General features: G+C 44.0%; 18 protein-coding genes. 1 reads left to right on the top strand and 17 read right to left on the bottom strand.

Going from position 1 to position 23,720, the window contains the following annotated elements; translation table 11 throughout:
• Positions 1 to 137 precede the first annotated feature (137 nt).
• The 14 genes from FFL34_RS14815 to FFL34_RS14750 all read right to left on the bottom strand — a co-directional run bounded on the left by FFL34_RS14815 (position 138) and on the right by FFL34_RS14750 (position 20,704).
• Complete coding sequence (locus FFL34_RS14815) at positions 138 to 2,945, bottom strand: VWA domain-containing protein (protein ID WP_171046397.1); 2,808 nt, start codon at positions 2,943 to 2,945, stop codon at positions 138 to 140.
• On the bottom strand, positions 2,929 to 4,755 hold the full coding sequence (locus FFL34_RS14810; RefSeq protein WP_138604110.1) for a vWA domain-containing protein: 1,827 nt from the start codon (positions 4,753 to 4,755) through the stop codon (positions 2,929 to 2,931). Before FFL34_RS14810 ends, FFL34_RS14815 begins: the two co-directional genes overlap by 17 nt.
• 4 nt (positions 4,756 to 4,759) lie before the next feature.
• Complete coding sequence (locus tag FFL34_RS14805; RefSeq protein WP_138604109.1) at positions 4,760 to 5,641, bottom strand: DUF58 domain-containing protein; 882 nt, start codon at positions 5,639 to 5,641, stop codon at positions 4,760 to 4,762.
• 4 nt (positions 5,642 to 5,645) lie between these two features.
• Positions 5,646 to 6,656 carry an AAA family ATPase gene (locus FFL34_RS14800; RefSeq protein ID WP_138604108.1) on the bottom strand — a complete coding sequence of 337 codons (1,011 nt, stop codon included), beginning with the start codon at positions 6,654 to 6,656 and terminating at the stop codon, positions 5,646 to 5,648.
• Complete coding sequence (locus FFL34_RS18845) at positions 6,640 to 7,350, bottom strand: hypothetical protein (protein ID WP_171046396.1); 711 nt, start codon at positions 7,348 to 7,350, stop codon at positions 6,640 to 6,642. Before FFL34_RS18845 ends, FFL34_RS14800 begins: the two co-directional genes overlap by 17 nt.
• Positions 7,347 to 8,309 carry an AAA family ATPase gene (locus tag FFL34_RS14790; RefSeq protein ID WP_138604107.1) on the bottom strand — a complete coding sequence of 321 codons (963 nt, stop codon included), beginning with the start codon at positions 8,307 to 8,309 and terminating at the stop codon, positions 7,347 to 7,349. The genes FFL34_RS18845 and FFL34_RS14790 overlap by 4 nt, the downstream gene beginning before the upstream one ends.
• Before the next feature lie 3 nt (positions 8,310 to 8,312).
• Entirely contained in the window at positions 8,313 to 9,194 is an 882-nt protein-coding gene (locus FFL34_RS14785; RefSeq protein ID WP_138604106.1) for an ABC transporter permease, read from the bottom strand.
• Entirely contained in the window at positions 9,195 to 10,127 is a 933-nt protein-coding gene (locus FFL34_RS14780) for an ABC transporter ATP-binding protein (RefSeq protein ID WP_138604105.1), read from the bottom strand.
• The gene (locus tag FFL34_RS14775) at positions 10,124 to 12,508 is read right to left on the bottom strand and encodes a hypothetical protein (protein WP_138604104.1); all 2,385 of its coding nucleotides are present in this window, start codon (positions 12,506 to 12,508) and stop codon (positions 10,124 to 10,126) included. The genes FFL34_RS14780 and FFL34_RS14775 overlap by 4 nt, the downstream gene beginning before the upstream one ends.
• 1,622 nt (positions 12,509 to 14,130) lie before the next feature.
• Entirely contained in the window at positions 14,131 to 16,026 is a 1,896-nt protein-coding gene (locus tag FFL34_RS14770; protein ID WP_138604103.1) for a PTS fructose transporter subunit IIABC, read from the bottom strand.
• Positions 16,027 to 16,953, bottom strand: coding sequence for a 1-phosphofructokinase (pfkB, locus tag FFL34_RS14765; protein ID WP_138604102.1), 927 nt, complete (start codon positions 16,951 to 16,953; stop codon positions 16,027 to 16,029).
• Complete coding sequence (locus FFL34_RS14760) at positions 16,950 to 17,702, bottom strand: DeoR/GlpR family DNA-binding transcription regulator (protein ID WP_138604101.1); 753 nt, start codon at positions 17,700 to 17,702, stop codon at positions 16,950 to 16,952. The genes pfkB and FFL34_RS14760 overlap by 4 nt, the downstream gene beginning before the upstream one ends.
• A 496-nt stretch (positions 17,703 to 18,198) precedes the next feature.
• On the bottom strand, positions 18,199 to 18,891 hold the full coding sequence (locus FFL34_RS14755) for an OmpA family protein (RefSeq protein WP_138604100.1): 693 nt from the start codon (positions 18,889 to 18,891) through the stop codon (positions 18,199 to 18,201).
• A complete protein-coding gene (locus tag FFL34_RS14750; protein ID WP_138604099.1) occupies positions 18,881 to 20,704 on the bottom strand; it encodes a MotA/TolQ/ExbB proton channel family protein in 1,824 nt (607 codons plus the stop codon). The genes FFL34_RS14755 and FFL34_RS14750 overlap by 11 nt, the downstream gene beginning before the upstream one ends.
• Positions 20,705 to 21,079: 375 nt before the next feature.
• Between FFL34_RS14750 and FFL34_RS14745 the strand changes: the two genes are divergently transcribed.
• On the top strand, positions 21,080 to 21,670 hold the full coding sequence (locus FFL34_RS14745; protein WP_138604098.1) for a cell wall hydrolase: 591 nt from the start codon (positions 21,080 to 21,082) through the stop codon (positions 21,668 to 21,670).
• 73 nt (positions 21,671 to 21,743) lie between these two features.
• On the opposite strand, the gene FFL34_RS14740 is transcribed toward FFL34_RS14745, so the two are convergent.
• The 3 genes from FFL34_RS14740 to FFL34_RS14730 all read right to left on the bottom strand — a co-directional run bounded on the left by FFL34_RS14740 (position 21,744) and on the right by FFL34_RS14730 (position 23,474).
• A complete protein-coding gene (locus tag FFL34_RS14740) occupies positions 21,744 to 22,301 on the bottom strand; it encodes a hypothetical protein (protein WP_138604097.1) in 558 nt (185 codons plus the stop codon).
• A 218-nt stretch (positions 22,302 to 22,519) separates the two neighbouring features.
• Entirely contained in the window at positions 22,520 to 22,984 is a 465-nt protein-coding gene (locus FFL34_RS14735) for a hypothetical protein (RefSeq protein WP_138604096.1), read from the bottom strand.
• Positions 22,985 to 23,135: 151 nt separating this feature from the next.
• Positions 23,136 to 23,474, bottom strand: coding sequence for a hypothetical protein (locus FFL34_RS14730; RefSeq protein ID WP_138604095.1), 339 nt, complete (start codon positions 23,472 to 23,474; stop codon positions 23,136 to 23,138).
• Positions 23,475 to 23,720 lie beyond the last annotated feature (246 nt).

Below are 23,720 nucleotides of genomic sequence, written 5' to 3'. Positions count from 1 at the left end.
CAAGCTAAGAAGCGACGTCCTGTCGTAACGCCTTGTTACTGAAACCGTAACAACGTATCGAGATTTATGCGCTCGTAAAGAAAAGAAACCAACTCCGCACAACCGGAGAAGGACAACCGGGACAACCACCTGAATCCCTATTTCTTGTTTTTAGCTTTGAGAAGTCGTTGCAAGCGGTCTTCTTTGCTTTCTTTTTCTTTATGATCCGTTCCCTCAGATTTAACTTGTTCCGCCGTTTTTGTTCCTTTTTCTTGCGGCTGTTTTTTCGCTGTTGGTTTAGCCTTACGTGATGGCACATTCTCCCGCTTGGTTGAAGCTTGTTTCAATTGACTAAATTGTGCAGCTCGACGCTTTGTATCTTCATGCACTTTCTCTTGTTTACGTTTAAAACGTTCGCTTATTTTACTTACAAAAGCAACATTCATGCGAAACCTTCTTACCGCCACATCCATCAGAAATAGAAGCAGTGCTAACGTTAGGAACAGGTAGAACAAATCCTGTTTGTCGTAACGTGGAGGAAGGCCTTCTGATGAGAAGACATGATCCAAGTTATCGATTACCTTGCCGCCTCCTGCTGATGCTATTTCCTCGATTAAATGATCATTTGTCGGTGTGAATGTATATTCCTGTGAATATGGAACAACAATTCCTGTTTTGAATGAGCCAACGACTTGATCGTCTTGTTTTTCGGTGATTTGTAAAAAGTAAACCCCTTGATTATTTGCTTCAAAAGCTCCTTGATACGCACCAGGCGCTTTTGGTTGCAAGTTGAACGGCACTTCTTCTCCGGTATCACGTACTAATGTTGCATGTAAGGTGGACGTTTCATTGTCTGCTGCTGTTACGTTTAATGTTACCTGATTTCCCTCTATTTGTTTCGACACTTGATAGGATTTTTTCTGATACTGTGGAAATGTCCAGGTCACGATATCATTCCATAATGGTGACCAATTTTTCCATTGCGGCCAATCACCAGCCCATTCGCCGGATAAGTCAGAGGTCCAAGCTACCGTTTTACCTAACCCATACTGCCATCTCGCCAAGACCGGATCATCTTTTTCACTTGTTAATAGTTGCTGCGCGCGTCCTTTGGGTGTTGTGGCAATATACGCATTCATCTGTGGGACGCCTTTGTCAAAATAGGATCCCCAGCCACCCGCGCCTGCAGTAACTTTCGGGTAAAATGGATCATCCTCGATGTAGGTTCTGGTCACTAAGGATGTTTCTCTTGATAAAATGGTCGGGATACTGGAATTGTTGTGCACTTGGTAAAAACGACCTCCACCCAGTTGCGCCATTTCTTCCAGTAACGGTCCGTCAGCTCGCCTGCCAATGGCTACCGTGGATAAGGTTATCCCCTTGTTCTGTGCTTCCTCAATCATTTGCCGATAATTCGTCGAAGTTGCTGACTGCCCATCTGTTAACAGAATAATATGCTTTCGCTTTAATTCCAGCGGATCCATTTGGTCATAGGCTTGTGTCAATGGGGTGAATATATCTGTTCCCCCACTTGCCGTGATTGACCGAATTTGCTTTAACACGTCTTCCTTATCATCAATTGGGCCTGGTTCAACCACTTGCCATGGTGTACCATCAAACGCAATGACACCAAGCGTATCCTTTTCTCTTAATAGTTCAACCGACCTGGCAGCCGCCTCACGAGCCAGTGCGATCTTATTCCCACCCATACTTCCTGATTTATCAAGCACAATCGATAGACCAAGCGAAGGCAGCTCTTTTTTTCCTTTAACTTCCATATCCACTGGCAGTAATTTTTCAATCGGTGTTTTAAAATAACCACCAACACCAAACGCTTGATCCCCGCCTGTCATGATAAAACCAACACCAAAATTTTTAACCGCGCGCTCCATTAAAGTCATTTGTTTGCCGGTTACCATGTGTGCGGACACGTTGCTGAAAACAATCGTGTCATACGTTAAATAACTGCTTAATTGCCTAGGCAATAAATCAGGTGATATGGTTTTCGCCTGAACCGCCGATGCATCAAGTGCTTTTTCCAAGTTAGCTGCTGCTCCGTTTTCCCCCTCAACAATCAGCACATTTGGCAGACCTTTCGTTTCCGCGAAGGCTGCCAGTTGATTATTTTCCACGACTTGATCACGCTCACTGATAACCTCAGCACGAAAGGTGTGAAATCCATCTGTCGAAACCAAATGATGAAACGCTAATTGATTCGAACCCTTATTCAGGGACACCGTTTGGTCAACAATGGTTTGTCCGTCTTGCTTGATTCGGACCTGGCCGGATGTGTCCATACTGCTGTCTATGGTCATGGAAAGAGCGGCTTGCTCCCCTAAATAAATCGTTTCCGGAACGTCAAACGAGGTAAGTGCCACATCATCTTTATATTCGGGCGAAAAAGGGACAACATCAACAACATAACCGCGTTTATGTAAATAAGTCGCCTGCCTGACAGCATCCCCTATATTTTCATTGCCATCGGTCATGAGTACCACGCGACCCGTATCATTTGCGGAAAACATACTGCCACCAAGCTGCAATCCCGAAGCTAAGTTGGTGTAGGAGCGGTTCGTATCGGTTTCAAATGACTGAATACCGCGAACATGATCTGATAAAGGTTTTTCTACAACTGCTTCTCTACCAGTGGATATAACCCCAGCCTTGTCTTCTGGTGCCTTATCTTCCAGCGCATCATTTATTTGACTTAATACGGTTTGTTCCTTCTCCATCATACTGTGTGAACGGTCAACGACAATTGCACTATCCACTTGTTCAACTGACCAGCGCATTTGCACGCCTGCTAACGCTACAATCACAAGGGTGAAAATAAGCGCACGTAAAACGGTCAATACGATTTTTCTTCCACCAGTTAACCGTGTGTTCGACCGCCAGTACAAATAAAGAACAATAGCCACAGGAATGAAGCCAAATAGCCACAGAGGATGTTCAACCTGCAATGCCACGTCGATACACCTCCCACTCGATAAACAGGATAAATAACGCCACGCTTGCAAAGATACGCCAGATTTCCTGTTTCGATAATTGGACTTCCCACTCATCCTGTTTCCATCCATCAATCGTAAACGAGTCGCTTGTCACCGCAGTGCGCTCGTCATGATCCAACTGAACAACAATATAGCGATACAACGATCCGGTTGCTGTTTTTTCGTGGAGCTGGTAAATGCCTGGCTGACTTGGCATCGTCACCGTCTGTTGGTTCAACGGTATGTCTTCAACTGTCTCCCCATCCAATCGTTCCATGACCGCTTCCTCCGTTGTCGTTGACAGGTTTATATCTGTTGTCTCCATTGGCTGATAATAGCCGAGTGATTCGCCGCTTCCCGCGAGATGTGTCACACTATTTGCTAATAAAATTGGAAAACCCGGTTGCAGCGCCCAGTCTGAATCATCGAGATCAAATGCAAATAGAAGCATTGGTGCGTTTTCATACGTCCCTTTCGCCATCACAACCTGTTCCCCACTTTTTACAAGCGGTGCTAAACCATGCCACTTACCAATCGGATATGCTTGCTTTAAATACACATTGCCGACATCGGAATAGGCTAACATAGAGTCATCTGCCACTTGCTTTAGACGATAGTTTAATGACTCCTTGGCTTGAACGTCAAAAGGACCTCCAGCAGCAGGTGACATGATTAACTTAGGTCCAGCCGGCCACTGTTTGGCTTTCACTCCGGATAATAGATAAATAGATGCAGGCTTGTTTTCTGGAAAAGAGTAATCACCATTTTCGTCTTTCGGGACGGTCGTTACCTGCATGTCAGCGGACAACAGCGCCTGTTTAACAAATGGATTAACTTCCCCTGCCAGATAAATAGCTGGTGTTTGCGCTTTTGGCAATAACGCATACACACGATTATCGAGTGAGTAGATATCATCATCTATTTTCGCCTGGTAATAATCGTGAACAGGTAAATCACGAAGCCGAATCGTTTGTTGTTCGTTTGCCGGGATGGTTTCGGTCACCTGTTTCAATCCGTTTCCATCATGACTGATCGACAGCGTCACATCTTTAGCTTGTGAGGCTTCATTTTTCACCGTCACAAGTGCCGTAACATGATTGTTCGTTTGTTTGACGCCGAATGTTCGGAGCGATATATTTTCCTGTGATGATTGACTGTTATGGACAACGATCGGACTGGCAGTGTCCAGTTCTTGTAAACGTTCTTTCGTTAATTGATCGGTGAAAATATGTATCTCCCCTGCCCCCTGCTGCATGAGTGATTGGGCTAATTGCACACTATCACGGAGGTTCTCATGCTGGTAAGACACTTGCAATTGATCAATCGCCTCAAGTGCCTCCTTGTCATCCATCTGATTAGAGACAAGCAGGGAAGGGGATTGTTGCGCATGAATGATACTTACTTTCTGTTCATCACCCAGCTGTTTAACTAGATCTGTGGCTTGTTGTTTAGCGCTGGCCAATCGTGTTGTTCCATCCTGTTCAGCAGCCATTGTTGCGGATGAATCAAGCACGATAACGAGATGTTCGCCGTTAACTTCCTCCCCGGCAAGAAAAGGACGTGTCAGTGCAACAATCAAAAAAAGCAGGATCAGGAGTTGTAAAAGCAGTAATATATTTTTCTGGAGTTTCCTCCACCAGCGGTCCGATTCCCATTCGTGAAGCGTACGTTGCCAAAGATAGATAGAAGAAATCGTTTGCGTTTCATATTGTTTTTTAAAAAAGTAGAAGACAAGTAATAGTGGAATCGCACTTAAAAACCAGAAAGAAGCAGGTGCCAAAAACCCCACGCTTTCACCTCCCTATCCAGCCTTGACGCATCATAGACGAAAACAGGCTTTGTTCCAAGCTATCGGACGTAGGACAAGTAAGCAAGTCCATCCCCCGCTGCCGACAAAACGATTTGATAGATTGTGTATGAGCTTCGAATAGTTGTTTATAGTTGTTAATGACTTTTGGTGACATGGCTACGTCACGTTGCTCGGCTGTTTCAAGGTCAACAAGCTGTAAATCCCCTAAGTAATCAGGATTGACTTCTTCCGGCAATACGACTTGGATGAGCAGCACTTGCTGATGTCTTGCCTGCATCTTTTTAAGCGCTGCAAACAAAGCAGTCGGATCATCTAAAAAGTCGCTAATAATGAGATTAAGACTCCCTTTTCTGCTTTGATGCAAGTTCTTAGCGAGATGTTCCCCGAATGCTTCCTTCCCATCTGTTAGCGAAACACGCTCGATAAACTGCAGCACGCGCTTGGTCATGGCTTTACCTTTTGTATACGGGTAAACATCTGTCGGAGAAGCAACCGGTACCACGCTTAACCGGTCGGAATTGGTCAACGCCAAAAATGCAAATGCAGCCGCAAATTCCTTTGCCCTTGTCCACTTTTCCTGTTTCATTCCCATGGATTTTGTACAATCTAAATAGATGGAAACCGAAAGCTCCTGTTCATCCAGGAAACGTTTTACATAATATTTTTGTGTTCGTGCATAGGTGTTCCAGTCGATTTGGCGCAGGTCATCCCCAGGACTGTATAAACGATAATCAGAGAATTCCAAGGAAGAACCAAGTCGTGGTGACCGGCGTTCGCCCTTATGCCCTCCCCGGACAACTCGCTTGGAGGTAAGCCTGAAAGCCGTAAGACGGTTAGCCAGGGCTGGTGATAGGAGCGTATGCATCTCATCACGCCCTTTCTTCTGCAGACACGAGCAATTCCTCGATTAATTGATCTTTATCCACTTGCGCTGCTTCACCTTCAAAATTTAGAAAGATACGATGACGCAACACAGCCGATGCTGCCTTTTTCATATCTCCCACCGATACGTTATAACGCCCGTCAAATAATGCCCGAACCTTAGCAATCGCGATTAAACTTTGCAGTCCCCTTGGTCCGGAACCGTAGAGCACGTAGTTTTTCACATCATCTGTTGCATGTTCGTTATCCGGATGGGTCGCCATCGTAACATGGACAGCATAATCCAATACCTGCTCTGCTACAAGCACTTGTTTGGCCATTTGATTTGCCTTCATTACGAAGGAAGCATCGACTAGTTTCTCTAAGGTCTGAACGCTTGTACCTGTCGTTCGTACGGCTATTTCTTTCAGCTCGTCCCGTGTTGGATAGGAAACGTCAATTTTCATGATAAAACGGTCCATTTGCGCCTCTGGCAATGGGTACGTCCCTTCTAATTCAATGGGGTTTTGGGTGGCAAGCACAAAAAATGGCTCTGCTAATTGATGCATCTCACCCATTACCGTAACCGTACGCTCGCCCATCGCCTCCAATAAAGCACTTTGCGTTTTTGGTGTCGCCCGATTAATCTCATCAGCCAAAACAATATTGGAAAAAAGCGGGCCTTGATGAAAAACAAATGATTGCCCGCCTTGTTCGTTTGGTTGGATCATATTCGTTCCGGTAATGTCGGTCGGCATTAAGTCCGGTGTGAACTGGATACGGGAGAATTGTAAATCCATGACTTCCGATATTTTCCGAACGACCATTGTTTTTCCAAGACCGGGAAGCCCCTCAAGTAATACATGCCCCCCGGCAACCATTCCCAATAAAAGCTGCTCGACAACGTCATCCTGTCCCACGATAAAGCGACTCAGTTCAGCTTTCACAGCATCGATTCGCTGCTTTACGTCTGTGATCGCTTCTTCTTGTAATTCTTCCACACTAATTCGCTCCCTCATTTGGCTTAATATCGGAAAAATAATCCTTAATCATTTGCTGCAAATGGTCCGGATAATCATTCCGTTCCACAGACTGACGGTAGGTGTTTTCATAATGTTGATAAACGTCCTCGTAGGAACGCACTTCACCAGGAAGAATGGGCGCATTCGGTGCTATTTGTTGCTCGCTTGGACCTTGGCCCATCTCACCTTTATCTACCGTTTGATTTTCCTGCCCGTCTAATTTTTCAGGAACCGTTAGATTGTGATTCCCAGCACCGAGACCGGCACCGTTACCACCAGATCCACTGCCCGTTCCAGATCCTGAACCAGAACCACTGCCTGATCCCGAACCACTACCAGCTCCCGAGCCAGATCCGCTGCCGGAACCTTGACCGTTTCCAGATCCTGAGCCGCTTCCACTCCCGGATCCAGAACCGCTTCCTGAGCCCGAACTGCCTTTTGATTCAGATCCTTTTCCCGACTGTCCTTGCTGATGTTGATCTGATTGTCCAATCGCCCCGGATGTGCCGCCTGCAGATGGCGTACCATTGGAAAAGGCCAGTGAACCGGGCGAACCAAGACCGGCAGCAGCCATTTGCTGATTCATGTTTTGGGCAAGCTTTTGTAAATCTTTCTGTGCTGCCGCAAGCTTCGAACCATTTCCGGCGTCTTCTGCAAGCTCCTGCATCTGTTTTTCCATCTGATCCATCATTTGTTCGAGCTGTTTCTTGGATAAATCATCTTTTTCCGATGATGACTGTCCATCCCCATCATGTCCGCTGCCGACTGTAATTTTTTCTGTAGCGCCTGTAAGTCTCCCTTCTCTAGGTCGTTCAGTTGCTCCTGCAATTTCGTCATTTGTGAATGCATTTGTCCTGCATTCATTTGTTTGGTGGCCTCTGCTAACTTGTTTAATCCTTTGTTCGCTAATTGTTCGGCCATTTTGTTTAACTGCTGCTGACTCGTTTTTGCTTGTTCTTTTAGTTTATTCAGCTGTTTTTCTGCACGCAGGACATCTTCTTGCAATTCCGCAGCTTTTTTCTCCTGCTTCATGTCTTCCATGAGTTTATCCACTTTTTCTTCTGCTTGTTTGCCTGCGTCTTCTTTATGTTCCTCAGCAAACTGTTCAAGCTTTTCTTTGCTTTCGTTCACAATTTCGAGTTCTTCTTCCGTGTCTTTGGCTGTTTGCCGTACATCATTGGGAAAAGCAATGCCGAGATAAGCGAGCAGAACCATGCTGCATAAGATAAGTAATTTCTTCCATTGCAAGACATGGATCTTTTCCTGTTTCATAACGGGCAGGACCTGCTTCATCTTTGTCAGCGTGTCTTTTCGCTGTAAGCTGGCAACAGGTGAAGTGTCCTCGCTAAAATGCATGGCAGTCAGCACCCGGTCATCCAGTCCATGCTGATCAAATTTCTTAGCTGCATCAAGATTGGTAGGTTTTTTTACGAAAACATAAATGACAAAACCAATCATCAAGAGCCCAAAACTGATGGCTATTTTTTCACCTACATAAAGAATGACGAATAAACGGCTGAGACCGATCCACACTAACCCAATGGCAGCACCTATGAGAAGTACGGTATACAAACGATGTACCGTTTTTTGCAGCCACAATTTTCTTTTCACTTCTTTTAGCAACTGAAAAAGCTGATTTTGCTGCTCCATCGGTTACCCCTTCTTCTTTCGCGTTGCCTTTAACCGCATCGTGGGTCGTAACCGTTTGATCGCCATTAACAACGCAACCACTGTCATTGTTATATAGGATATGGTAAAACCTCGCCAAAGCGGCCAATCAATTCCCAGTTGCTGAAATTGATAGACAAACATATTTTGTTCAAATGATGTCATCATCGCAACGCCAGGATTCAGCATTAGTACCAAATATGGCATGATATGACTGGGTTGACCTACCCCCGGTGGTCCTTGCGAAACCCCTACGATGAAACGGAGCATAATAAAAAACAGAATGATCGTACCCACAACTAAAAATAGCATGACGCCATAAGTAGTGATGGTAGCAAGCATTGTCCTTTTCATCAGCGTCGAAAACATGATGCCGATACTTGCGATAGTTAGCATCGTCAATAACTGATAACCAAATGTAACAAATACCATTTGCGGCGAAACACCACCATACAAGAAAACAATACTGTATAGCGGCAAAGACGCAACTAACATTAAAGTCAGAAATAAGATGGAAGAAAACAGCTTGCTTAAAATGATCGATGTGGAGGATTGTTGTGTCGTCAACATAATATTCAACGTCTGCTTTTCCCTTTCTCCACTAATCGCACCCGCTGTCAGTCCGGGCGTGATAAACACGATTAAGCCAAGCTGCCCCATCGACAGCAGCATAAACAAATTTCTGCTGTCAGAAGCTGTAAAACTATCATGCGACAATTGCGTCTCAATATAGATGAACGCGAGACTAACCGCTCCGCAGATGGCCAAAAACAAAAAGATGCCTAAAAAGTTCTTAAAGGACCGAAACCGCAATTTGATTTCTTTATTTAAGACAGGGTTGATGAATAATGCTTGTAAACGCCCCATTTATTCGCCTCCCTTGGTAATTTCCATGAAAATATCTTCTAAATTCGTTTGTTTTTGCGAAAGGGTTAAAATGGACAAGTCACTATTGACAGCCTTTTTTAACAATGCAATTTGCTCATCATCTGACCCTTGATAAGAGAGCCGCAAAAGTCGTCCGTTTTGTTCGTCCCGGTCAATTCGGACGACGTTTGGATCGTCTTCAAAAAAGCGGACAGCCTGCTCGACATTGTCTTTGACCGTCACCAATAATACTTTTTGCCCCTGCAATTGATGTTCAATGTCACTGACATTACCACTGGCGATTAGCTGCCCGTTTTCAATTACCCCCAGTTCATCACAGATTTCTGAAAGCTCCGGGAGAATATGGGATGAAATAATAATGGTCTTATCCATATCCTTCAGCTCCCGTAAGATTCCTCGCATTTCAACCCGGGCGCGCGGGTCAAGTCCGGACGCCGGCTCATCTAATATAAGCACTTCCGGATCATGAATTAATGCGCGTGCCAAACAAAGACGCTGCTTCATCCCTCTTGAGAGCAAATCAACATAGCTGTCTGCTTTTTCCGTCAGATTGACAAGCTCTAGTAATTGCGGAATAATCGCCTTTCTTTCTGTACTGGAAATACCATAACTCGCACCATAAAAATCTAAATACTCATTGACTTTAAACTGATCATATACACCAAAGAAGTCGGGTACATAACCAATATGCCTGCGCACCTGCTTGGGATTTTTCGTCACATCATACCCATTCACATATGCGGAACCGTCACTTGGTGCCAAAAGGGTTGCCAAAATGGAAAACGTGGTAGACTTTCCGGCACCGTTCGGCCCGACAAACCCAAAAACAGTACCTTTATCAATCGTTAGGGTCAGATTTTCCAGTGCGGTAAACGGACCGTATCGTTTCGTTAAGTTGATCATCTCTATCATGGGTTTATCACTCCTTTGACGCGAACCGTTGGAACTTTGATAGAACCATCTCTACTAGCTTTCACACGAACAACCACCGCATTGTCTGTTATATAGTTTTCATGAGCACGCTGATCAAAAGAAGCCTGATTTTGATCTATTGCTTCATACGTATCACTTTCAACATTGTGAAGTGAATAGGTGGTTCCATTTCTGTGGTTCGGAATGCTCACGTCTATTTCCTTTAGCTGAACCGTTCGCTCTTTTAACGATGCTGGCAGTTCATACCTCAATAAATAGGTGCCCGATTCAGCGTCAAAGAAAAGTTGGTTCTGCATCGTCCCATTGTGAAAAATTTGGCCATCAAGAACCGATATGTTTGGTAAATTCATTTCGGATGAAAAAGTGCTTTTTTCATTACGAGGCAATTGAATCGTTACCGGTTGGGTGAACAAATGAAGATTGTTCTGAACCGTTTCATCGCCATTTACGGTTACCGGATATAACGCTTCGTCGCTAAATCCGATTAAAACAGGTGTATTAACGTTACGCTGCATGTTATTTCGAATAGCCATCGACAACAGATCCGCTTGTAGCGCTTGATCGCTGTGTTGGGTCATGGAACCAAGCTGATCAAATAATCGTTGAGCAACTCCCTCAATTGGGCGTTGATAAAAGCTCTTGTCCTTCACACTGAAACTGATTTCTTTGGACTTACCAGCAGCCAAATCTCCTACCTTTTGGTAATTGTTTCCGCTGATCAAGTAAACGTCGTGCAAATCGTGTTTGAAATTATTGGTGATCTGTCCACTTATGTTATCATCTGCTCGTGTTAAACCAGACTGGAAGTGACCATATTTCTTCACAGGATAATCAATTGCTGCACTCCGTGGTGACCAGAATTCCACATTCCGATAGTTAATCGCTGTATGCTTTCCTTTTGCTTCAACAAACGGCAAGTCTGTCACCGTCTGCTGTGGGTTATATCGATTGTTTGCAGCCACAGGATCGAGCTCACTGTCCATAGTCAACGTGTATGCGCCGGCCCCTTTGGATAACATGGAGACGGAGCCGTCACCACTTCCAATGCCCTGTTCATCTACGGAAATAACCGACACTGTATTAGTTTTTACGTGACCACTGCGGTCTTTCGCTCCAACTGCGTATAATCCAACGCTTGATATAACCGCAATAGCAGGAATGACCACCCATGCCCACTCCCGTTTATCTGCTTTTTTTAAAACGATGTAAAGAACAGGAAGAATCAACAACAAATACGCAATAAATAGGTAAGAAAGCGTTGAAACTTTGAAATTCGCCAACGTCGGAAAGGTTCTTGACATGTTCGTCAATTGATCATTCATCCGCAAGTTAAGCGGCATCATTTGCGAATTCCTATTGCCTGCATCGCTCCCAATAGTTTCCCACAATGATTGACTTCCCTTCCAATCGGCCAACACAGGTAACCCCAAATCGAATGCGACCTGGGTAACGTCGCCCTGACCAAACGCCTTCTCAGCAACTAACGGAAGCGAATCTTCTTTATACAGCACACGAGCTTTTTCGTCGATCTCCCCGGTAAACAATTCTATGCTATCCGCTTGAAGCGGCTTTTGATAGAGTTTACTAAAACCTTGCATCTTTTGAACTATTTCTTTTCCTTTAACTGTTAGCGGCAATAAGTCGGCAAGTTCACCAAACTGTTGCTGCAGCCCAGGCTCACTACCGGTTACAAGCGTCCCACCTTCTCCTACCCAATCTTTCATGGCCGCTTGAATGTTATCCGGTAATTTCGCAACCGAATAATCATTGATGACAAGCATATCCAGAACATCTAGCCCTGTAGCATCTTCAGGGAGATCACTTGCCTGTAAATGAATAACTTCCGGACTATTACCTTGGAAAGATGCTAATTTTATATAATTTAAACTATCCGGACGGTCGGAAAGTACACCTATCACTAATTTTTCTCGCGCCATATAGGCAGGAGACAAATCAAGACTGGTGTCGATGGTTACTTCCTCGCCATCTTCCCAATTTCCTTCATATAAATGAAAACGCTGCACCTTTTGATTAGATCCTCGACTGAAAGCACCTTCCCGCATTGCCGGAACCGAAAATGTAATCATTTTCGTTGTCCCGGAGGCAATGTCAATAGGGATAACCTTGTTGCCAACTGGTAGCGTGACGACAAGGTCCCCGGTGAAATCTGCTTTTTCATTCGTGATCGTTAACGTAACAGGATAGCCCTGCTGCTGCTTCACTTTTCCATTTAATCCGGCGTCTACCTGTATGTTCAGCCTAATATCTTGTTCATCTGCATGCACAATGCAGGTAAGACCAAAACTTAAAAACATAAAAACAAGTGCAAAAAAACCAATCATCTGCAATTGTCTTTTCATCCTTTTCCCCCCTCGTACCTTTATAGACGTTCCGCATTAGAAAAACGTTTCTTTATTATGTATTCATTCAAAATTGTATCATATTCTGGGGGATTGGGGGGCGTTGGATTGGTTGAGTTTTGTATATAGAAAAGGCCGGATGGACAAAAGACCAAATCGATGAATGGATCAAGCAAGGTAAAGTAAGGAAGACAGGGGGAAATAAAGTGTGTGGGGAATAAGATTGTTTTCCCCGCTCTCTTCCCGGGAATGTAAATAGCCGATTCATCATTTGGGGAGAAAATTTTATGAAACAAAAAAACTGCAGTGGGATTGTTCCATCTTTACCTGATTTCTGGAAAGCTTAGAAAATCTTCTGCACCTGTGGGTTATCAGTACGACAAAAGTTGTTTTGCAGACTAATAGTGCATTTCATTTTATATGTAACAAGACCGGGCTATTGTTGACCCGGTCTTTTGTAGTCATCATTATTGGTTCACAGCAGCAGCGGCCGGTACAGGAATTATGATGCCGTTAATGATGACCATCTTTCTGTACGTTATGAGTGCCCTTTTTTCCATGGTCCGGCCTTGTTTGGTCACTCATCTGCGTTATGAGCGCCCTTTTTTCCGTGGCGGGGCCTTATTGGGTCACTCATTTGCGTTATGAGTGCCCTTTTCTCGGTCGTCCGGCCTTGTTTGGTCTCTCATCCACGTTATGAGTGCCCTTTTCCCAGTGGAGCAGCCCCGATCGGTCTCTCATCTGCGTTATGAGTGCCCTTTTTTCCATGGTCCGGCCTCAATCGGTCACTCATCTGCGTTATGAGTGCCCTTTTCTCCATGGTCCGGCCTCAATCGGTCACTCATCTGCGTTATGAGTGCCCTTTTCTCGGTGGTCCGGCCTTATTGGGTCACTCATTTGCGTTATGAGTGCCCTTTTTTCCGTGGTCCGGCCTTATTTGGTCACTCATCTGCGTTATGAGCGCCCTTTTTTCCGTGGTCCGGCCTTGTTTGGTCACTCATCTGCGTTATGAGCGCCCTTTTTTCCGTGGTCCGGCCTTATTGGGTCACTCATTTGCGTTATGAGCGCCCTTTTCCCAGTGGAGCAGCCCCGATCGGTCTCTCATCCACGTTATGAGTGCCCTTTTCTCGGTCGTCCGGCCTTGTTTGGTCACTCATCCACGTTATGAGTGCCCTTTTTTCCGTGGTCCGGCCTTGTTTGGTCACTCATCCACGTTATGAGTGCCCTTTTCCCAGTGGAGCAGCCCCGATCGGTCTCTCATCTGCGTTATGAGTGCCCTTTTCTCGGTGGTCCGGCCTTATTTGGTCACTCATTTGCGTTATGAGTGCCCTTTTTTCCGTGGTCCGGCCTTATTTGGTCACTCATTTGCGTTATGAATGCCCTTTTCCCAGTGGAGCAGCCCCGATCGGTCTCTCATCCACGTTATGAGTGCCCTTTTTTCCATGGTCCGGCCTTATTCGGTCACTCATTTGCGTTATAAATGCCCTTTTCTCGGTGGAGTCGTCGGCGATCATGACGATTTAGTAAACAGACTCTTTTTTAAATGATGTACCATTTTTAAATGATGTACCATCTATTTTAAAGCCCGTACCACAACCCAGCGCATTTCGAAAGTGGCACTACTACCTTATGCGCTTCTTCAATAAGCCTGCTAGCAACGCCGTAACAATGGCACCAATAATGATTGATACTGCATAAAGAAGTATGGTACCTGCACCACCTTCTACCAGCCCCATTACAAATATGCCGCCATGTGGGGCGCGCAGCCCAATATCAAACAGCATGGTCAATCCACCAGTTACCGCTGCACCTGTAACGGTCGCCGGAATAATGCGAGCGGGGTCAGCCGCTGCAAATGGGATAACCCCTTCTGTAATAAAGCAGGCCCCTAGTACATAGGCAGTTTTCCCAGCTTCTTGTTCCTGTTTCGTAAAACGATTTTTAAATAGTGAGGTAGCCAGCGCAACCCCGAGCGGTGGCACCATTCCACCCGCCATAGCCGCAGCGATAAACGTATAATTTCCCGCATCAAGCATGGCAATACCGAATGTATATGCCGCCTTATTGAGTGGTCCACCCATATCAAATGCCATCATCGCACCAATAATCAGTCCGACAAGCAGTTGATTGGTTCCGCCCATACTTTCCAAAAAGTGCGTTAAGCCAGTATACAACTGGGTCAATGGCGGATTGATAAGCATCATAATGATTCCTGTCAAAGCAATACCGAAAAGCGGGTAAAATAATACCGGTTTTAATCCTTCTAACGCATCCGGCAAACGGCTGAATGCTTTTTTCACAAACAGGGTCACATAACCGGCTAGAAAACCAGCAATTAATCCGCCCAGAAATCCTGACCCACCGGATGCACCTGAGGCACCGGAAACCGTTGTTGCGATCAGACCTCCGACCATGCCCGGCGCAAAGCCTGGGCGTTCAGCGATACTTGACGCGATAAAACCGGACAGTACTGGCACCATAAGGAAGAACGCCTTACCGCCACCAATTTCATTCAACATCGCCGCAAACGCATTGTATTCGGGGCTGTCGGGATCAGAAGCATTAATTCCCCAGAAAAAGGAAAGGGCAATTAAAATACCGCCGCCCACTACAAATGGCAGCATGTTGGAAACACCATTCATCAAGTGTTTATAAAAACCGGTGCGTTCGCCCTTTTCTTCATCTTCACTTTTTCCACCCTCATGATGATAGATGGAGACATCGTTTTGGGAGGAGGCTTGTTTTAACAAATCTTCTGCCTCATGGATGGCCTTGCCAACCCCTGTTTGGATAACCGGCTTACCGTCAAAACGCGCCATTTCTACTTGAGTATCTGCTGCAACGATGATGGCATCTGCTTGGTCGATTTCTTCTTTTGTCAGCCTATTTTTGACACCGCTTGATCCGTTCGTTTCAACTTTAATAGCTAACCCTAAGTCATTAGCGGTTTCTTGTAATTTTTCAGCAGCCATGTACGTATGTGCGATACCAGTTGGACACGCTGTAACGGCTAGCAGCTTAGCGGTAGCGTCGTCGGAACTATCCTCCGCTTCCCCTTCAACTTCCGCTTCTTTGGCATTGACTGCTTGAATGATTTCTTCTGTTGTCGTTGCCGCATATAGTTTATCCCGGAATGAGGTATCCATCAAAAACGTTGACAACCGGGAAAGTGCCTCTAAATGGTCATTGTTTGCCCCTTCACTTGCCGCAATCATGAAAAAAAGATGGGCCGGCTGTCCGTCGAGGGAGGCAAAATCTATCCCATCGCTAGAGCGTCCAAACGCAATGGCCGGCGTTTCCACTGCGGCAGATTTCGCATGCGGAATAGCGACACTTTCACCAATACCTGTTGTGCTTTCTTCCTCCCGGCGCCAAATATCGCGTTTGAAGCTTTCCACATCAGATAGTTTCCCGGCCGCATCCAGTTTTCCGACTAATTCATTTAATACGTCTTCTTTCGTATTAGCTTCTAAATCGAGTATGAGCGTATCTTTCTTTAAGAGCTCGGTTATCTTCATTTATCTCACATCCTTGTTCATCGTGGAGAGTTTTACCGTTTGGCGCAATGCTTCTGCCTGCTGTCGTTCACATAAATCAGTTGAAAAGGCTGTCGCACTGCCACAAGCGACACCAAATTGAAAAGCGTCCTTCACACTTGCTCCTTTTTCATAGAAGGCTAGGAACCCGGCGACAACCGAATCACCCGCACCAACTGTGTTCTGCACATGACCTTCAGGGGCCACTGCTGCTACTGCCGTTTCGCTATTTACAAAGAGCGCGCCTGCTCCCCCCATCGAAACGATTACATTGGTTATCCCCTGTGCCACTAATTGCTCTGCGCAGGCATGTGCCTCGTGCCGATCATGAATCGTTGTATCAAACATCTCGCCTAACTCTTCCTGATTCGGTTTCATTAAAAATGGTTGCTGCTTAGCGAGCTTTTTTAACCTTGGGCCGGATGTATCCACAACAAAATGCACGCCTCGCGATTGGCACAGTTCGCCGACTTTATCTAAAAAGGCATCCGGAATGCTGTTTGGAATCCGCCCGGCAAGCACGAACGTATCCCCCTGTTGTAGTGACTGTAGTTTGGAAAATAATTGCGCTTGCAGCCTTTCCTCGAGAACCGGGCCCGGACCATTTATTTCCGTTTCTTCATCTGCTTTTATTTTCACATTAATCCGCGTCGTCTCACTGGTGTGAACAAAGTCGGTCAAGATTCCTTCATTCTGTAAAAACGTCTCTATATAACCCCCGGTAAATCCGCCGACAAATCCCAGCGCCGTCGTATCTGCACGCAACCTGCTTAACACGCGGGATACATTAATCCCCTTTCCACCGGGATAATACGCAACATGTTCCGTGCGATTTAAGTCGCCGGTTCGAAAGGTTGGTAAATAAGTCGTGTAATCAATCGACGGTGTGATGGTACACGTATATATCATGGAGAAACGCTCCTAACTTCTGTTTGTTTTCTTAGCGCTGTTAGCATGTGCTCATCTGTCAACGTTGTGATTAAACAAGCGGCATCTAATGCAGCAATTCCCGCAAACGTGATACCTTGATATTTACTGCTGTCAGCTAGCACATATTTACCACGGGCCAGGCGTAAAGCCGTACGTTTAACCCCTGCTTCTTCGGGATCGGGCGTTGTATACCCATACGTGATATCAAAACCATTCACCCCGATAAAACAAGCATCAAACCGGTAGTTGCCAAGCGTCTCCATGGTTTGTGTGCCAATCAAAGCACCCGTTTTTGACTTCATATAGCCACCAGTCAGGTAGGTAGGTATCCCATTTTCCTCAAGTGAATCCATATGTGTAAGGCCATTGGTGACAACGGTTACCTGTTTCCCTTGCAAATAAGGAATCATCTTTGTTGTCGTTGTTCCGGCATCCAGGAAAATACAATCCCCTTCCGCGACAAGTGATGCCGCGTGTTTGGCAATTGCTGTTTTTTCCTGATTGTTTTTGGCTGATTTTTCACCAACACTTGATTCACTGCTTATTTGTTTATGAATCGTCGCACCACCATGAATGCGCCGCAGTTTTTGCCGGTTTTCCAGCTCAGTTAAATCACGACGAATGGTGGACTCCGATGCGCCAGTTACCACGGCAACATCCTGAATGGTAACGGTTTGTTTTTGTTTGATTAAATCCATGATCCGTTGATGACGTTCACTTGTAAGCATGATCCACCTCCCACCACTTTCTTTCAAGTAAAGTATATCGAAAACGATTGCAAAAATCAATCACAAAAAATCAATTTCAATCAAAAACATTCAAGTGAGCTCATACTTGTTAGGGGGAGGATCGCTTCATGCGTATCCATATAGGTTGAGTCCTTTTATTGTTGCCCGTAAAAATAGAAATCATGCTCTACGGGCGAGTACATCACCGGGACATGGATCCTGCCCCTCTTGCCCCGCGAAAAACAATCACCCTGCATGCGGGACCGCTGGCAGGGTGATTGTTTTTCAATCTATTATTTGCTTTCGCGCGACTTTAGGCCCGGGCCGCGCGAGTTTTGCCGTACTACATCTGGAACCTGGGATTTCCATCCAAATTTGTGACAACTTCAGCGAAAAAATAGTGAACTTCAGCCGATTTTGTGACAACTTCAGCGGAAATACAGTGAACTTCAGCGAAATCTGTGACAACTTCAGCGAAAACGACTTCCACCAGGTCTTACTCCTTCAAAATCTCTCGTGTCTTCTTAAGAATTTCCTCATCTTTCAATCGAAACTTAAATTCTACTCTTCGGGAGGCTTTGGCACTGTAATTGCCTGCGTCATCCGTCCGGAAGTCGGTATAGGATTTGCCGTTGACGGTTAGTTTATCCTTCAGGTGCTGTTGAATATTTTTATATGGAAAATCGTCGCTCAAAATATATTCCGCCACACTGTATGCTCTGTCCTGTGAGAGCTCGAGGTTATATAAATAGCCGCCATCGCGGTCGGTATGGCCTTCGATAATAATTTCCGCCACATAGTCTTCATAGCCGCTCTGCAACAAAATATCCAAATACTTAGGAACAAATTCATCTAAAAACTGGAAGGAATCCGGCTTTAATTCCGACTTATTGTAGGCAAATAGAATTTCTGTATCAAAAATAATCGCACCTGTCTCCTTATCCACTTCAATCCCAAGGGCTGAATCATTGAATTCGGTCTGTAGCTCATTAACTAGCTTAGAACGAACCCCCATGATTTGGTCGATGGTCTTTTTCATTTCCTCTATCTGCAAGGATTTAATAATCATCATCGCAATGAAAATTAAGATGAAACATAGCAAAATAATGGTCAACAGATCGGTAAAAGATGGCCAAAAATGCCCTTCATCCTGCTCTTTCTTAAAAAGACGCTGGTATTTAGTATTCATTTTGTCTCAACCTGCCACTATTATTTTCAGGCTGCTGCCCCATACGATTCAACTGCCGGTTTAGTTCTTCTATCTCCCGGCCTAGATCCCTCAGTGTTTGCTGGATGTAACGGGCATTGTTTTGCTGGACTTCTTCAGACAGACGCCGAATCTCCTGAAATTCCTTCTTGAGACCATCATTCGTCATATCGACCGAATCATCAATGTTGCGCGCAACCTTATCCAATTTCTCCCCAAGTTTGCCCTCCAGATTAGCCACATAATCACTGAGTGTCTTTTTTATAGCATCCATACTTGCTTCGACTTGGTTTTCGCGCTGCTGGAATGAATGGTTCATTTGGGAAATCGTTTTGTTTATCTCATTAATAAGTTGATTATTTTGCGTGCCAAGCCGCTCATGAGTTTGCGCCGCATCCCGCATTTGCCGTTCAAAGTCCTTGGATTCCTCGGAATGAGCTTTCAGGTGATTGTTGAACGTCCGGTTAAATTCTTTCAAATCGTCAAAACGCTCGGATAAAAGGTGTTTATACTCCGCTTGGGTTTGATTAATAACTTCCAGCGCCTCAGGTAATTGACTAATCGAACCGCCCATTTTTTCGAAGTCCTTGGATAATTCACGAACGGCTGTGATGATGCCTGACAGTTTCGCACTAAGGTCCGATCCAAACACCTGCTTAAATTCTTTATTATGCGCGCCCATTTTTTCCGCCAGGTCATTCGTTTTTTGCGTGATTTTTTCAAAAGCCGTGTGCATCGATTGCTGCTCCTCCAAGATGGAAGAAGTAAATGATTTTAACTCCTCAGCTGACTTCTCAAACTGCTGTAGCGTGTTTGCCTGCGTTTCCGACACGTCTTTTATCCGTTCGTACGTGTTCTCCATTGTTTGAGCCATTTGCTCGTGGTTACGATCCATCTTTTTAAAATAAACAAACAACGTATCAAAATTATCGTTTAGCTTGGCGGTGGACTCGCCGAATCCATCCGTCACCTCTTTCATATGCGCAAACAATTCCTGGAATGTCTCCAAGTTGCTAGCAAGCCCGTCGTTAAAAGCCGCCAAATCTTTTGCCGATTGCTGCAAACCGCTTGTATACTCCTGAAATCCCGCAAATGCCTGTTCAATACCCGTTAGTGACTGCTGATTCGTTTCCTGTAGATACTGGATTGATTGGTTGATAGATTCCGACACGTCAATTAGCCGGTTCATCCCATCCTGTTCTGTTGCTTCCAATTGGGATTCGAATTTTAACATCAGATCTGTAAGCATATGTTCTGTATTAAACACTTTCGTCAGCACAGTCATCGCCAAGGACAGCCCCATCCCGGCAATACTCGTATAAAATGCCACATCAATACCTGGCAGGACGGCAGCAACATTTTCCACCAATTGACCACCCGCACCGTTGATACTTCCAAGCGAGATGGTCAGGCCGATAAACGTCCCCAGCACACCAATCAATATAAAGACAGAAACGGTCATCTGCACCATTTTAATGAGATTAACAACCGGCACGTTAAAAACACGCCAGCCGGAAAACTTCTCCTGCACAAACGTTTCCGGCTTGACTGGCTCTTCCTGCCGAACCCGGTCATACTCCGCTTTAAATGTGCTTAGCGGCTCCATATCCAATCGATTGGTTGTATCAATATAGTTTCGTATTTTTTTCAGTCGAGTAAATAAGCTGATATGGACCAAAATGGCGAGGAAGAAAGTGGTAAACAAAATCATAAAAATCAATTCGGTAGTTGGATTTGCTAAAATGTCTTTCGCTGTTTGCTCACTCGTGAACAGCTCCAGAATAAGTTGCAGCATACTGTCTCCTCCTGCTAGTCGTTCTTTCTTTATAGCTATTCAGAAGATGGACAAATCATGTATGGATTTGGACATTGGGGACCTTTCCGCACCCGGTTGCGCAACTTTCGGGCCGGGCCGCGCGACTTTCGCCACGGGGCAAAGTGGGCCCGGCCGTAACAATGATGCAACATTTGTTATAGTTCATCCTCCATATTCCTTCACTTCCATAAATTTGAATTTTTACAATCCAGGAATTTATTACCACATGTAAATGTAATACTTGATCGCACGCGGATGACAAGATGCGACTTAATACAGGTAATTATTGGTGAATGCTAAGGAATATTACATCTAGTAGTCTTTTAGTATGAGACCTTAGCAGGAGGGACAACAATGAGGAGCAAATTTAAAAACGTGCTAAGTGTAGTATTCATCACATTTATCATTTTAGCTATTCCACACGGTGCCGATGCCGCTTCCTATAAAGCACAAAAAGGGGATTCATTCTGGTTAATTGCTAATAAATTCAACGTAACGCTAGCAAACTTGCAAATTGCTAACAATCGTACCGGTTATCTTCTGTATGCGGGAGAAATAATTAACGTTCCAAACTCTGTTTCAGACGAAAATAAGAAGTTGATGGCTAAACTTGTACACGCGGAAGCTAAGGGCGAACCTTATGCTGGAAAAGTAGCGGTAGCCACAGTAGTTCTTAACCGAGTGGATCATAAAGACTTTCCTAATTCGATAAGAGGGGTTATTTATGAAAATGTAAAGGGACACTATGCTTTTAGCCCTGTTGAAAACGGCGCTATTAATGAAGGATACCACGCAGAGGACATGCAAGCTGTAAATGAAGCCATCGCATATAAAGGGCAAGGAAGTCAATCACTCTATTTCTATAACCCAAAAACTGCACAAAGCGACTGGATTTCCTCACGCGAAACAACAGTGACCATCGGAAACCACCGCTTTGCCAAATAAACCGAAACCGGACCCTTATTTAAGGAAGTCCGGTTTTTTATGTAGGTCGTCTTCGGTTAAACATTTTTTCCTTCTATTTACTTACTTCCTCCGCCATTGACTCTACAATCTCAAATGATTTTTCCTGTGTTAATTCATCTTGTAGATTAAATTCCAATAAATAGGAGCCATCTCCCGCATTAAATGAAACCAATAACACTTTTGCATTATTACGTTCAACTTTATGATATTGTACATGAATACCATTAATGGTCTTGGAGTCACTAGGTTGAGAATTAGCTTTTCCATTATGATAAGTCATTCTAAATATTAAAGGTTCACCGCCATAAATTCCATATAATACATCAGCATTCGTGTTATCCTCGTATTTTTTCTTGTATGATTCGTCTCTTAATTCACCCTTTTCCTTAGAGTATCGAACGATTAAACTGTTTTTATCGTCAGTTGGTGAGTGGCGGATTTCCGCTAACGTAATAGGATAATCGTTCATTTTAGGGATAAACACTTTCGTCCCCAATGCTTCATTCACTTGATCTTGGAAGGAAACTTTTTCATCATCTGATTGCGATGAACAAGCAGATATTATTAGTAACAGTACAAATATCACAAAAATGGTGTATTTCTGAAACATAATTACCCTCCCTTTAACCGCGGTATATTAAAGTCCATTGACATTTAAGTTTAAGAAACTTTATCACTTTAAGGTAATTCAGATCTACTACAAAGCTGTCCCTATTCTTTAATATAGAGCAATAATCCTTATTAAAGCATTGTGCCCAATTCAGGCGCAAAATTATTAGGTTATCACGCGCCCATTGCTCATTAGTTAAATATAGGGCCTTTATCATCCTAAAAGGTATTTATTTTCTCGCTCTTTCGCTTCCCTTCTGATGACATCCATTCTATAATTCCATAATAATCATCTATATCTGTAAGCCTTATTTCTTCCCCTTTAATCATAGGTATTTCCTGTGTAGCACTACCAGTTTCTATATTATTAAAATTTGATACCGAGCTAACATTTTTCATCCCTTGTAATTCGACCTTTTCATCATTGATAACTGCAATCATTTTAAATGAAATATAATCAGTAATATTCCCCTCAGCTTTGTATTGTAGTTCTCCATTTCCAGCGAATATTTCGTTATCTTCAATTTTCAATTCATACTCGTTTAAACTCCAATATTTACTATCACCATTGAATGAATTCCGTTGTATCTGTTCCTTCTCCTTGGATAGCTCTTCCACTTCACAACCTGTGATTAACAATACCAGTAGTGAAGTTATAACAAAGATAAAACTATTTCTTTTCAAAAAACATCGCCCACCTAAAATACTTAATTCAAATAAAACTCTATTCAACTAATCATTATACACACCCAATTTTTTCTTAAATACCGGGGGCGTTTTTGCTACATTATCACCGATCAAACTTACATCCCCTTTCAATTTCACCGGTGTCCTTTTAATAATCTAATTGACGCAAATATAAAAGAAGATGATCTCCTTGCTCTTTAAGTGTGTACTTACGAATTTTACTGTCTATCCTTTTTTGTTGTTTGCTATCTTTACTAAGCCAGTTTATGAAATGAAATAAAGGACTAGATAATAAGTTTGCTGTACCACGAGAACCTAATTCAAACCCCATTTGTTCTTTCTCTGTCAATGGTAATTGTGTATTTTCCAGAAATTTTCCTTTGAAATACTTCGGAATTAATATATATGGCTCTTTATTCTCTAATGCAGAAAGCAGCTCTTCAGCATTACCGGCAACAAAGTGATTATTCGCTTCATCTGTTTTCATGTTTATTCCTCCCCTTGAGCCTTTTTAAGATAACTATGTTCATGCTCGAATTTAACACATAACTTTCTGGATTATTTCCTTATATTAAATTTGGACGCACACTTCTACTCAGGAAGTACCCGGTCGTATGGGTATGATGTATGGAATGGACGCCAAGTCTTATTCTGGAATGGCGTCCACTAATGGATTAGCTAACTTTCTAACGTAAATTTACACATCAATCCTTTTTTTATATTAAACAGCATT

Source organism: Lentibacillus cibarius, from assembly GCF_005887555.1.
Taxonomy (GTDB): domain Bacteria; phylum Bacillota; class Bacilli; order Bacillales; family Amphibacillaceae; genus Lentibacillus; species Lentibacillus cibarius.
Note: the sequence above shows the minus strand (reverse complement) of the source record. Positions and strands in the feature narration are given on the sequence as shown.

Coding starts and splice junctions, on each gene's coding strand:
- FFL34_RS14730 (WP_138604095.1), bottom strand. CDS start 23,474: ATGAAAACAGATGAAGCGAATAATCACTTTGTTGCCGGTAATGCTGAA.
- FFL34_RS14740 (WP_138604097.1), bottom strand. CDS start 22,301: ATGTTTCAGAAATACACCATTTTTGTGATATTTGTACTGTTACTAATA.
- FFL34_RS14780 (WP_138604105.1), bottom strand. CDS start 10,127: ATGATAGAGATGATCAACTTAACGAAACGATACGGTCCGTTTACCGCA.
- FFL34_RS14805 (WP_138604109.1), bottom strand. CDS start 5,641: ATGCATACGCTCCTATCACCAGCCCTGGCTAACCGTCTTACGGCTTTC.
- FFL34_RS14785 (WP_138604106.1), bottom strand. CDS start 9,194: ATGGGGCGTTTACAAGCATTATTCATCAACCCTGTCTTAAATAAAGAA.
- FFL34_RS18845 (WP_171046396.1), bottom strand. CDS start 7,350: ATGATGGATCAGATGGAAAAACAGATGCAGGAGCTTGCAGAAGACGCC.
- FFL34_RS14775 (WP_138604104.1), bottom strand. CDS start 12,508: ATGAAAAGACAATTGCAGATGATTGGTTTTTTTGCACTTGTTTTTATG.
- FFL34_RS14760 (WP_138604101.1), bottom strand. CDS start 17,702: ATGCTTACAAGTGAACGTCATCAACGGATCATGGATTTAATCAAACAA.
- FFL34_RS14770 (WP_138604103.1), bottom strand. CDS start 16,026: ATGAAGATAACCGAGCTCTTAAAGAAAGATACGCTCATACTCGATTTA.
- pfkB (WP_138604102.1), bottom strand. CDS start 16,953: ATGATATATACGTGTACCATCACACCGTCGATTGATTACACGACTTAT.
- FFL34_RS14790 (WP_138604107.1), bottom strand. CDS start 8,309: ATGGAGCAGCAAAATCAGCTTTTTCAGTTGCTAAAAGAAGTGAAAAGA.
- FFL34_RS14755 (WP_138604100.1), bottom strand. CDS start 18,891: ATGAATACTAAATACCAGCGTCTTTTTAAGAAAGAGCAGGATGAAGGG.
- FFL34_RS14750 (WP_138604099.1), bottom strand. CDS start 20,704: ATGCTGCAACTTATTCTGGAGCTGTTCACGAGTGAGCAAACAGCGAAA.
- FFL34_RS14745 (WP_138604098.1), top strand. CDS start 21,080: ATGAGGAGCAAATTTAAAAACGTGCTAAGTGTAGTATTCATCACATTT.
- FFL34_RS14800 (WP_138604108.1), bottom strand. CDS start 6,656: ATGAGGGAGCGAATTAGTGTGGAAGAATTACAAGAAGAAGCGATCACA.